Source organism: uncultured Amaricoccus sp., from assembly GCF_937891315.1.
GTDB lineage: Bacteria > Pseudomonadota > Alphaproteobacteria > Rhodobacterales > Rhodobacteraceae > Amaricoccus.
Window position 1 is genome coordinate 18,082 of the sequence record NZ_CALAGI010000134.1, and the last position, 11,618, is coordinate 29,699.

Genomic DNA, 11,618 nt, shown 5'->3' on the forward strand with positions numbered 1-11,618 from the left:
GGGCCGATCAGTCGTTCGACTATTCCAGCCGTCCGCTGAGGAAGAGCGCGATCACCGTGCAGACCGCGCCGGAAAGCAGATAGGCACCGGAAGAGGCGAGGCCGAAGGTGGTGGCCAGCAGCAGGGCGACCAGCGGCGCGAAGCCGGCGCCGAACAGCCACGCGAGATCCGAGGTCAGCGCCGAGCCGGTGTAGCGATATTTCGGCGAGAAGCGCGAGGCGACGGCGCCCGATGACTGGCCAAAGGACAGGCCGAGCAGGGCGCAGCCGATGACCATGTAGAAGAACTCGCCCACCTGCCCGCCATTCAGCATAGCCGGCGCGACCAGCGCGAAGACGCCGATGGCGAGCGCGCAGGCGATCAGCAGCCGGCGCCGGCCGAAATTGTCGGCGAGCGGCCCCGAGGCGATGACCGCGACCAGGCAGAGCAGCGCCGTTCCGATCTCGATCCCGAGGAACCCCGAGATCGAATCGCCGGTCGAAAGATAGACCCAGGACAGCGGGAACACCGTCACCATGTGGAACAGGGCGAAGGTCGCGAGCGGGGCGAAGGCGCCGATCAGGATATTGACGCCGTCGGCCGCGATCGTCTCACGCGCGCCGGTCGGGTGGAGGTCGAGGCTCTGGAAATGTTCCTCGTATTCCGGCGTGACGACGATCCGAAGCCGGGCGAAGAGCGCCACGACGTTGATCGCGAAGGCGACGAAGAACGGATAGCGCCAGCCCCAGTCGAGGAACTCCTGCTCGCTCAGGCCGGTGATGAGATAGATGAACAGCGCGCTGGCAACGAAGAGCCCGACCGGCGCGCCGATCTGCGGGATCATCGCATACCATCCGCGCTTGCCCTCCGGCGCGTTCATCGCCAGCAGGGAGGGGAGCCCGTCCCAGGTGCCGCCGAGCGCGATGCCCTGGGCGATGCGCATGACCGCGAGAATCAGGATCGCGTAGCCCCCGGCCACGGCGTAGTTGGGCATGAACGCGATGCCCGCGGTCGAGCAGCCGAGCAGGAACAGCGCCGCGGTCAGCTTGATGCCGCGGCCGAATCGCCTGTCCACCGCCATGAAGATCATTGTGCCGAACGGCCGGGCCACGAAGGCGAGCGCGAACAGAACGAAGGACCAGAGCACGCCGTCGAGCGGATCGAGGAACGGAAACATCACCCGCGGGAACACCAGCACCGAGGCGATCGCATAGACGAAGAAGTCGAAGAATTCGGAGCTTCGTCCGATGACGACGCCGACGGCCATGTCGGCGACGCTGGTATGGGACTGTGCCCGCCCGCCATCAGCGTCGAGCGCTGTGTCGCTCACCTGGGTCATTCGTGAGGTGCCTCCTCGCAACAATCTGGGCGTTTGCCACGGCCCGAGTTTCCTTATAGCCGTCGCTTCCGGTTAAGATAGCAGGGAATCAGTCCGGCGCCATATCCGCCCTCGCGGCAGTGGCCCGGCGCCGCGGGATCGAACGGGGGACTTCACCATGCGACGACGGTTGCTTCTAACCCTGCCGGCTCTCGCCTTGCTCGGCGGCTGCGACATGGTCGTCCTGTCCCCGTCCGGATATGTGGCGGCGCAGCAGCGGGACATGCTGGTGAGCGCGACGCTGCTCATGCTGCTCATCATCGTGCCGGTGATGGGCCTCACCGCCTTCTTCGCCTGGCGCTACAGCGCGAAGCGCAAGTCGGACTACGATCCAGACTGGCATCATTCCACCAGCCTCGAACTCGCCATCTGGGCCGCGCCGCTGCTGATCATCATCTGCCTCGGCGGCATGACCTGGGTCGGCACCCATCTTCTCGATCCCTTCCGGCCGCTCACCCACATCGGCGAGCGGCGCCCGGTTCCCGAAGGGGTGCCGCCGCTCGAGGTCGAGGTGGTGGCGCTCGACTGGAAATGGCTGTTCATCTATCCCGAATACGGCATCGCCACGGTCAACGAGGCGGCGGCGCCCATCGACCGGCCGATCAATTTCCACCTGACGTCGCAGAGCGTGATGAACGCGTTCTACGTTCCCGCGCTCGCCGGCATGATCTACGCCATGCCGGGGATGGAGTCGCAGTTGCACGCGGTCATGAACCTGCGCGGCGACTACGAGGGCTTCTCCTCGAACTACAGCGGGGCCGGCTTCTCGGGGATGCGGTTCCGGTTCCACGGGCTGGATTCGCCGGGCTTCGACGCCTGGGTGGCGGAGGTTCGCGCCAGTGGCGAAACGCTCGACCGGCCGGGCTACCTCGCCCTCGCCGAGCGGAGCGAGAACACGCCGCCGCGACACTTCGGCGCGGTCGACCCGGATCTGTTCCGGCGAGCGCTCAATCGCTGCGTCGAGGAGGGCCGGATGTGCATCGACGAGATGATGTCCCTTGACGGCCACGGCGGCACGGGCCACGCGGGGGCCATGAATATCATCCCCGCCGAGGGTCGTCAGGCGAGCGCGATCGGCTCGATGCCGTTCCATGTCGCCCAGATCTGCACCGTCGCGGACTCGATCCAGCAATTCGGGCCGGACGACATCGTCCTGCTCACCCCGCCCCCCGCGCTGAGCGGGTCGGGCAAGCAACTCTGACCGGGGCGCGGCGCGAATGGCTACGGAACAACATATCGAGACCACCTTCCTCTTTGGCCGGCTGACCTGGGGCGCGCTGCCGTTCCACGAGCCGATCCTGGTCGTGACCTTCGCCGCCGTCGCGGTTGGCGGCGTCGCGCTCCTCGCGGCGCTGACCTATTTCAAGCTCTGGGGCTATCTCTGGCACGAATGGTTCACCAGCGTTGACCACAAGCGCATCGGCATCATGTACATGGTGCTCGGCCTGATCATGCTGCTGCGCGGCTTCGCCGACGCGGTGATGATGCGGCTGCAACAGGCCTGGGCGTTCAACGGCTCAGAGGGCTACCTCACGGCGCATCACTACGATCAGGTGTTCACCGCGCACGGCGTCATCATGATCTTCTTCGTGGCGATGCCGATGGTCACGGGCCTCATGAACTTCGTCATGCCGCTGCAGATCGGCGCGCGCGACGTCGCCTTTCCGTTCCTCAACAATTTCAGCTTCTGGATGACGGTCGGCGGCGCGGTCATCGTGATGACCTCGCTCTTCGTCGGCGAGTTCGCCCAGACCGGCTGGCTCGCCTTCCCGCCGCTCTCCGGGCTCGACGGGTCGCCCTATGTCGGGGTCGATTACTATATCTGGGGGCTACAGGTCGCGGGGGTAGGGACGACGCTTTCGGGCATCAACCTGATCGTGACGATCATCAAGATGCGCTGCCCCGGCATGACCATGATGCGGATGCCGATCTTCACCTGGACGGCGCTCTGCTCGAACATCCTGATCGTCGCCGCCTTTCCGGTGCTGACCGCGACGCTGGTGCTGCTGTCGCTCGACCGCTACGTCGGTACCAACTTCTTCACCGCCGACAATGGCGGCAACGCGATGATGTATGTGAACCTCATCTGGATCTGGGGTCATCCGGAGGTCTATATCCTGGTCCTCCCGGCCTTCGGCGTCTATTCGGAGGTCACGTCGACCTTTTCCGGCAAGCGGCTCTTCGGTTATTCGTCGATGGTCTATGCCACGGTCTGCATCACCATCCTGTCCTACATCGTCTGGTTGCACCATTTCTTCACCATGGGCTCCGGCGCATCGGTGAATTCCTTCTTCGGCATCGCGACGATGATCATCTCGATCCCGACGGGGGCGAAGCTGTTCAACTGGCTCTTCACCATGTATCGCGGACGAATCCGCTTCGAGGCGCCGATGATGTGGACCGTCGCCTTCATGCTGACCTTCACCATCGGCGGCATGACCGGCGTGCTGCTCGCGGTGCCGCCGGCCGACTTCGTGCTGCACAACTCGCTGTTCCTCGTCGCGCATTTCCACAATGTCATCATCGGCGGCGTGCTCTTCGGCCTCTTCGCCGGGATGATCTACTGGTGGCCAAAGGCCTTCGGCTTCAGCCTTGATCCCTTCTGGGGCAAGGTCTCCTTCTGGTGCTGGATCGTCGGCTTCTGGATCGCCTTCATGCCGCTCTACATCCTCGGCCTGATGGGCGTGACCCGGCGGATGCGGGTGTTCGACGACCCGGGCCTGCAGATCTGGTTCCTGATCGCGGCTCTCGGCGCCGGGCTCATCGCCTGCGGCATCGCGGCCTTCCTGATCCAGATCGGCGTTTCGATCTGGCGGCGCGACCAGCTGCGCGACACGACCGGCGATCCCTGGGACGCGCGCACTCTGGAATGGGCCACATCCTCGCCGCCGCCGTCCTACAACTTCGCCTTTACCCCGGTCGTGCACGATCACGACGCCTGGTGGGACATGAAGGCGCACGGCTACCGGCGCCCGCTGGAGGGCTATCAGCCGATCCACATGCCGAAGAACACCGGCTCCGGCATACTGATCGCGGGCTGCGCCACGGTGTGCGCCATGGCGCTCATCTGGTACATCTGGTGGCTGGCCGCGCTCGCCTTCATTGGCACGATCGGCAGCGCGATCTGGCATACCTTCAACTACAACCGCGACTTCAATGTGCCCGCGGCCGACGTCACGGCGGTCGAGAACGCGCGGACCCGGCTGCTGGACGGGAGGGTTTGAGCCGATGACCGCGAACGCGCAGGGCCTCTCGCCGACCGACTTCTCCCCGACCGACTTCCACGTCTTCGAGGAGGTCCATCATCCGGAAGGCGGGTCGACCAACCTCGGCTTCTGGATCTATCTGATGAGCGACTGCCTGATTTTCGCAGTGCTCTTCGCAACCTATGGCGTGCTCGGGGCCAGCCTCGCGGGCGGGCCCGGGCCGCGCGACCTGTTCGATCTGCCGCTGGTGGCGCTCAATACCACCATGCTGCTGCTCTCCTCGATCACCTATGGCTTCGCCATGCTGGCGATGCATCGGGGGGACCAGAAGGAGACGCTGAAATGGCTGGCCATCACCGGCGGCTTCGGCTTGGCCTTCATCGCCATCGAGCTCTATGAATTCGCCCATCTGATCCACGAGGGCGCGGGACCGCAGCGCTCGGGGTTTCTTTCGGCCTTTTTCGCCCTGGTCGGCACGCACGGGCTGCATGTCAGCTTCGGGCTCGTCTGGCTGTGCGTCCTGATGGTCCAGGTGAACAAGCGCGGCCTCGCCGCCGCCAACCAGCGGCGCCTGACCTGCCTGTCGCTGTTCTGGCATTTTCTCGACGTGGTCTGGATCGGGGTCTTCACCTTCGTCTATCTGATGGGAGTGCTGCGATGAGCGTCGAGACCGCCGCGGTCGGACCGAGCGACGACCATGGGCACGGGCATGGGCACGGGCCGGATTCGCATGATGCGCCGCACGGGACCTTCGAATCCTATGTGACCGGCTTCGTGCTGTCGGTGATCCTGACCGCGATCCCCTTCATTCTGGTGATGGCTCGGCCGATCGACAGCGCGGCCTATACCGCCGCCATCGTCCTGATCTGCGCGCTGGCGCAGATTCTCGTGCATATGATCTTCTTCCTGCACATGACGCCGAAGGCCGAAGGCGGCTGGATCCTGCTCTCCACCTCCTTCACCATCATCCTGGTGGTGATCACCCTCGCCGGGTCGCTGTGGATCGTCTTCCATCTGAACCAGAACATGATGCCGAGGATGGAAGACATGCCCGGCATGGAGGCCCCCGCCTCGGAGTGAGGCGGGGCGGACCATAGAAGACCGCCGCATGGTCGCGTCGCCAGGTGGCCCTGGCGGGCGCGATCGGGTTCGGTCGCTTGTCGGTTTCGGCGTCGTGGTGGTCATCGCCGGCCTCCTCGCGCTCGGCGTCTGGCAGCTCGAGCGCCGCGCCTGGAAGCATGATCTGATCGCGCGGGTCGATGCCCGCCTCGCCGCCGCCCCGGTCGCCGCCCCGGGCCCGGCCGACTGGCCAGCGGTCAGCCGCGAGCGCGACGAATATCGCCGCGTCGAGGCGACCGGGCGCCTTCTCCACGACCGCGAGATCCCCGTCCAGGCGGTAACGGCGCGCGGCCCCGGCTACTGGATCCTGACCCCGCTCGAAACGCCGGGCTTCACCCTGCTCGTCAATCGCGGCTTCGTTCCCCAGGACCGCCGCGACCCCGCCACGCGGCCGGCGGGGCAGGTGGCCGGCGAGGTTGTCGTCACCGGCCTCCTCCGCCTCACCGAACCCGGTGGCGGCTTTCTCCGCGCCAACGATCCCGCCGCCGGCCGCTGGTATTCCCGCGATGTCGCGGCCATCGCCGAGGCGGGTGGGCTCGGCGCCACCGCGCCCTATTTCATCGACGCCGACGCCACGCCCAATCCGGGCGGCCTTCCGGTCGGCGGCCTGACCGTGATCCATTTCCGCGACAGCCACCTGAGCTATGCCCTGACCTGGTTCGCCCTCGCCGCCGGCCTCGCCGCGGCGGTGGGGATCGTCCGTCGTCGCCGTTGAGACGGATGGTCGTGAAGTTCTCCCTTCACGATCTCGACCGTCGGCGAGATCGTGACGGTCATGCCCTGCCGGGGGCATGACCGTTTTCAACGGTCAAGCCGGGCATGCCCGTCACGATCTGCAAGCTCTGGAGAAATCCGCACCCCTCGCGCCCTCCGGAGGTTTCCTCCGGGCGCGCGCCCGCCGCGACCTGCCCCCGGCAGGTCGGCAAGAGGCGGCCGCCGGGAAATACGGCGGCGAAACGGCCAAAAATCAGCACGGCGCCCGCCCGGCGCCCCTCAGGCCCGCCCGGCCGGCGGCTTGCCCTCTTCCGCCTCGAAATGCGGCGTCATCTCCGCGACGATCACCGCGTTCTCCGCCCGCGCCCGCTCCATCAGCGCGCGCTCTTCCTCGGGAACCTCGTGCCCCTCGGCCAGCCGCTCGGCCAACGTGCCATAGCCCGTCACGTCGAGCGGCGCGAGATCGGCGGCCTTCAGCACCGCGACCGTCTCCCGCACCGCCTCCTCCTCATCGACGCCGCTCGCATAGCAGAGCAGACCCGCGCCCGTCGCTCCCTTCGGCAGCCCGTCGCCCGGCTTCCGCCCGACCTCGACCAGCAGCGTATAGACCTCCTGGGTCATCAGTCGCGCAGCAGCTCGTTGATCCCGGTCTTCGACCGCGTACGCTCGTCCACCCGCTTGACGATCACCGCGCAATAGAGGCTCGGACCCGGCGTCCCGTCGGGGAACGGCTTGCCGGGCAGGCTGCCCGCCACGACCACCGAATAGGGCGGCACCTCGCCATAGACGACCTCTCCGGTCGCCCGATCGACGATCCTGGTCGACTGGCCGATGAACACCCCCATGCCGAGCACCGAACCCTCGCGCACCACGCAGCCCTCGACCACCTCCGACCGCGCGCCGATGAAACAATTGTCCTCGATGATCGTCGGCCCGGCCTGCAAGGGCTCCAGCACGCCGCCGATGCCGACGCCGCCGGACAGATGCACATGCTTGCCGATCTGCGCGCAGGAGCCGACGGTCGCCCAGGTATCGACCATGGTGCCCTCGCCGACATAGGCACCGACATTGACGAAACTCGGCATCAGCACCACGCCCGGCGCGATATAGGCCGAGCGCCGCACCACCGCGCTCGGCACGGCGCGAAAGCCGCCGGCGCGCCAATCATGCTCGGTCCAGCCCTCGAACTTGGAATCGACCTTGTCCCACCAGCCGCCACCCTGCGGTCCGCCCGACTGTGGCGCCATGTCGCGCAGACGGAACCCGAGCAATACCGCCTTCTTGGCCCACTGGTTCACCTGCCAGCGGCCGTCCGCCCCGCGCGCCGCGACGCGCAGCGCGCCCTTGTCGAGCGCCTCGAGCGTCGATTCGATCGCCGCCCGCGCGGCGCCGCCGGTCGCGGGCGAGATGCTCTCGCGCATCTCCCAGGCTTCTTCGACGGCGGGTTCAAGCTCGGTGGCAAGCTTGGTTGCAAGCTCGGTGGCTCTGGTCATGGGCCGGGCCTTTCGCTCTGGCGGACGGGCGCAGTCTATAGGTCGTCGAACGGCGCCGCGCAATCGCGCCCGGACCTCGCCTCTTAACCCGCCGTCAACCAGTATACACATGGTTTCCATACGTTTTCCGCATGTTTCGCACACGCGATTTTCCCCGCCTTTTCCGGGGCATGATCCCGTTTCGACGCGAACCGCCCCGCGCAGGCCGCTTGCACCCCGCGGCCACCCGGAGGATAGGGTTCGCTAAGGTTTCGCTGACATGCTGGCGAGCCGGAGAGGCCGAGGCACGAGGCGCCTGATGAACAAGCCGACGGAGACCAGACCGATCGAGCCGCTGCGCCGGTTCCCCGACGCGGCCGAGGATCAGGCGAAATGGGAACGCCAGCGCGACACGCCGCAGACGCTGTCGCCGAGCTACCGCCTCGCCTTCGCCGACCCCGACTTCCTCAAGCGCGAGGAACTGCGGGCCGTCCGCCTGCAGCTCGAATTGCTGAAGCCGGAGCTCGCGATGATCGAACGCGGCATCGTCTCCACCGTGGTCATCTTCGGCGGCGCCCGCGTCCCCGATCCCGAACATATCGAGCGCGCCCGCGCCCCCGGCCTCGTCCCCCTCGCCCACTATTACGACGAGGCCCGCGAATTCGCCCGCCTCGTCACCCTGAAGTCACTGGGGAGCGATTGCCGCGAGAACGTCATCTGCACCGGCGGCGGCCCCGGCGTGATGGAGGCCGGCAGCCGCGGCGCCAGAGAGGCCGGCGGCTGCTCGATCAGCCTCAATATCGTCCTGCCGCACGAGCAGGTGCCGAACCTCTACGGCACCCCCGAGCTCAGCTTCAACTTCCACTATTTCGGCATCCGCAAGATGCATTTTCTGTTGCGGGCCAAGGCGGTAGCGGTGTTTCCCGGCGGCTTCGGCACGCTCGACGAGCTGTTCGAGACCCTGACCCTCATCCAGACCAGGCGCATGGCCGGCATGCCGATCCTGCTGTTCGGCGAGGCGTTCTGGCGGCGGATCATCAATTGGGACGCGCTGGTCGAGGCCGGCACCATCTCGCCGCCCGACACCCACCTCTTCCGCTTCGTCGAGACCGCCGCCGAGGCCGTGGCGCTGATGGACGACTGGCCCGGCCCGACCGGCCTCGCCGGCTGACCCGCTCCCCCGGTTGCCAGCCGCCCGCCGCCTGACATAGCCTCGCCACGAACCGGCCCAGAGGCCGGCCCCAGATATCGGCCAGCGAGGAAACCATGTCCGACACCCCCTTCGGCTTCGACACCCTTCAGATCCACGCCGGCGCCCGGCCTGATCCCGCGACCGGCGCGCGCCAGACGCCGATCTACCAGACCACGGCCTATGTCTTCCGCGACGCCGATCACGCGGCGGCCCTCTTCAACCTTCAGGAGGTGGGCTACATCTACTCCCGCCTGACCAACCCCACCGTCTCGGTGCTGCAGGAACGAATCGCGACGCTGGAGGGCGGGGTCGGCGCCGTCTGCTGCTCCTCCGGGCACGCGGCGCAGCTGATGGCGCTGTTCCCGCTGATGCGTCCCGGCGACAATCTCATCGCCTCGACCCGGCTCTATGGCGGCACCGTCACCCAGTTCAGCCAGGCCATCCGCCGCTTCGGCTGGTCGGCGACCTTCGTCGATTTCGACGATCCCGCCGCCATCGCCGCCGCGGCCGACGAGCATACCCGCGCGATCTTCTGCGAAAGCATCTCGAACCCGGGCGGTCATGTCACCGATATCCCGGCGGTGGCCGAGGTGGCGAAGGCGCTCGCCGTGCCGCTGATCGTCGACAATACCTCGGCGACGCCCTGGCTCTGCCGGCCGATCGAGATGGGCGCCGACCTCGTGGTGCATTCCACCACCAAGTACCTGACCGGCAACGGCACCGTCACCGGTGGCGCCGTGGTCGATTCCGGCCGCTTCGACTGGACCGCGGCCGGCAAGTTCCCGAGCCTGACCGAGCCGGAGCCCGCCTATCATGGCCTCCGGTTCCACGAGACCTTCGGCCCCATGGCCTACACCTTCTTCGGCATCGCCATCGGCCTGCGCGACCTCGGCATGACCATGGCGCCGCAGAGCGCGTTCTACACCCTGCTCGGCATCGAGACCCTGAGCCTGCGCATGAAGAAGCATGTGGAGAACGCCGAGGCCGTCGCCGCCTGGCTGGAGGCCGATCCGCGCGTCGAATACGTCACCTACGCCGGCCTCGCCTCCTCGCCCTGGAACGCGCGGGCGAAGCGGCTCTATCCGCGCGGCGCCGGGGCGATCTTCACCTTCGCGGTCAAGGGCGGCTACGCGGCCTGCGTGAAGCTCGTCGATTCCGTCGAGCTGTTCAGCCATGTGGCAAATCTCGGCGACACCCGCTCGCTGATCATCCACTCCGCCTCGACCACCCACCGCCAGCTCTCCGACGCCCAGCGCGAGGCGGCGGGCGCCGGATCCAACGTCGTGCGCCTGTCCATCGGCATCGAAGACCCCGCCGACCTGATCCGCGACCTCGATCAGGCGCTGGCGAAGGCCACGGCCTGAGCCCGCCGCGCCGGCGCCCACCGGGGCCGCCGGCGCGCGCTGGTCTCATTCGAGGCCGAACACCACCTCGACATCGGCGCCGAGCGTTACCGTGCCTTCGGCGACCGGCGTTGCCATCGCCATATCGGCCTTGGCGCGCAGCGGACCGAGGGAGCCCATCGCCGGCGTATCGTGGATGGTGAGCACCGGGCCGAGCGTCACGCCCGCCGCCTTGGTCAGCAGTTCGGCCTTGGCCCGCGCGTCGGCCATGGCCTGGGTCCGCGCCTGATCGAGCAGCGGGCGAGGATCCTCGACCTCGAAGGAAACGCCGAAAATCCGGTTCGCCCCCGCGCCGCCCAGCGCGTCGATCACCGAACCAAGCGTCGAGATCTCACGCAGCTTGATCGTCACCATGTTGCTCGCCTGATAGCCGACGATCTTCGGCGGCGTCGACTGGCCGTCCGCCGGCTGCTCCCAGACCGGATCGAGGCTGAGCTGGCTGGTCTGAAGGTCCGCGCGGGCGACGCCGAGACCTTCGAGCTCGGCGAAGATCTCGGTCATCAGCGTGGAATTCCCCTCCAGCGCCTGCGCCGCCGTCGTCGCCTGGGTCTGCGCACCGGCCGTGATGGTGGCGAGATCGGGCGGCGCCAGCACTTCCGCCGCGCCGGTGACGGTGATCTGGCGCGGGGCTTCCTCGGCGTTGGCGGGTGGCGTCGCGAGGGTCGCGGCGCCGATGAGCAGAAGGACGGCGGCGGTCGAATGCAAGCGCATCTCTGGTCTTCCTCCGGTGGTTTGCGCCAGATCTGCGCCCAGCGCCGCGCGCCGGCAACCGGAAATTTCATCGAAACGCGTCGTAACGCTAGCTTGGCTCTGACTTTTTCGTTATGCTCGCCCCACAGGTAACACTCGACAAAGATCGGGGCAGGCATGAGCAGTACATCTTCACGCAAGCCGGAATTCCGGCTGCTCTTCGGCTATCCATCCATTACGCTGGTCGAGCAGGGCCGGTCCGAGCCGGTCGCCGAGGTCGATCTCGCCGGTCCGGCTCTTGCCACGCGCCTCCACGCCCTCGGCGGGACGGTGGCGCGGGCCGGGGCGCGGCTGACCGTCGTCCTGCCCGAGAGCGAGGTCTGGCGCGGCTCGATCGAGCTGCGCGGCGCCACGCCGCTGGCCCGCCGGGCCGAGGCGCGCGGCGCGGCGGCGGCGCGCATGGCG

Annotated in this window: 12 protein-coding genes; 8 read left to right on the forward strand and 4 right to left on the reverse strand. The window is 67.5% G+C overall.

Features of this window, described 5'->3' with window-relative positions:
• Positions 1-19 precede the first annotated feature (19 nt).
• On the reverse strand, positions 20-1,318 hold the full coding sequence (locus Q0480_RS12665; RefSeq protein WP_299133454.1) for an MFS transporter: 1,299 nt from the start codon (positions 1,316-1,318) through the stop codon (positions 20-22).
• 157 nt (positions 1,319-1,475) lie between these two features.
• Between Q0480_RS12665 and cyoA the strand changes: the two genes are divergently transcribed.
• From cyoA to Q0480_RS12690, 5 genes are read left to right on the forward strand one after another with little or no spacing between them, the layout of a single operon-like run.
• Entirely contained in the window at positions 1,476-2,558 is a 1,083-nt protein-coding gene (cyoA, locus tag Q0480_RS12670) for a ubiquinol oxidase subunit II (RefSeq protein WP_299133456.1), read from the forward strand.
• 16 nt (positions 2,559-2,574) lie between these two features.
• A complete protein-coding gene (cyoB, locus tag Q0480_RS12675; protein WP_299133457.1) occupies positions 2,575-4,581 on the forward strand; it encodes a cytochrome o ubiquinol oxidase subunit I in 2,007 nt (668 codons plus the stop codon).
• Positions 4,582-4,585: 4 nt separating this feature from the next.
• Positions 4,586-5,224: a cytochrome o ubiquinol oxidase subunit III gene (cyoC, locus tag Q0480_RS12680; RefSeq protein WP_299133459.1), complete on the forward strand. Its 639-nt coding sequence runs from the start codon at positions 4,586-4,588 to the stop codon at positions 5,222-5,224.
• Positions 5,221-5,643, forward strand: coding sequence for a cytochrome o ubiquinol oxidase subunit IV (cyoD, locus tag Q0480_RS12685; RefSeq protein WP_299133460.1), 423 nt, complete (start codon positions 5,221-5,223; stop codon positions 5,641-5,643). The genes cyoC and cyoD overlap by 4 nt, the downstream gene beginning before the upstream one ends.
• Before the next feature lie 28 nt (positions 5,644-5,671).
• Positions 5,672-6,397 carry an SURF1 family protein gene (locus Q0480_RS12690; protein ID WP_299133462.1) on the forward strand — a complete coding sequence of 242 codons (726 nt, stop codon included), beginning with the start codon at positions 5,672-5,674 and terminating at the stop codon, positions 6,395-6,397.
• Between the two features lie 278 nt (positions 6,398-6,675).
• Here Q0480_RS12690 and Q0480_RS12695 read toward each other — a convergent pair whose 3' ends face one another.
• Together Q0480_RS12695 and dapD are read right to left on the reverse strand one after the other, a co-directional pair.
• Positions 6,676-7,017 (reverse strand): hypothetical protein, encoded by a 342-nt coding sequence (locus tag Q0480_RS12695; protein WP_299133464.1) that lies wholly within the window; start codon positions 7,015-7,017, stop codon positions 6,676-6,678.
• The gene (gene dapD, locus Q0480_RS12700; RefSeq protein ID WP_299133465.1) at positions 7,017-7,889 is read right to left on the reverse strand and encodes a 2,3,4,5-tetrahydropyridine-2,6-dicarboxylate N-succinyltransferase; all 873 of its coding nucleotides are present in this window, start codon (positions 7,887-7,889) and stop codon (positions 7,017-7,019) included. Before dapD ends, Q0480_RS12695 begins: the two co-directional genes overlap by 1 nt.
• Before the next feature lie 298 nt (positions 7,890-8,187).
• Between dapD and Q0480_RS12705 the strand changes: the two genes are divergently transcribed.
• Both Q0480_RS12705 and Q0480_RS12710 read left to right on the forward strand, forming a co-directional pair.
• A complete protein-coding gene (locus Q0480_RS12705; protein ID WP_299133467.1) occupies positions 8,188-9,039 on the forward strand; it encodes an LOG family protein in 852 nt (283 codons plus the stop codon).
• 95 nt (positions 9,040-9,134) lie between these two features.
• Positions 9,135-10,424, forward strand: a complete 1,290-nt coding sequence (locus Q0480_RS12710) for an O-acetylhomoserine aminocarboxypropyltransferase/cysteine synthase family protein (protein ID WP_299133468.1) — start codon at positions 9,135-9,137, stop codon at positions 10,422-10,424.
• A gap of 45 nt (positions 10,425-10,469) precedes the next feature.
• Here Q0480_RS12710 and Q0480_RS12715 read toward each other — a convergent pair whose 3' ends face one another.
• The gene (locus Q0480_RS12715; RefSeq protein ID WP_299133470.1) at positions 10,470-11,174 is read right to left on the reverse strand and encodes an SIMPL domain-containing protein; all 705 of its coding nucleotides are present in this window, start codon (positions 11,172-11,174) and stop codon (positions 10,470-10,472) included.
• A gap of 156 nt (positions 11,175-11,330) precedes the next feature.
• Here Q0480_RS12715 and Q0480_RS12720 point away from each other — a divergent pair.
• A partial coding sequence (locus Q0480_RS12720; RefSeq protein WP_299133472.1) for a hypothetical protein occupies positions 11,331-11,618 on the forward strand: 288 nt, incomplete at its 3' end.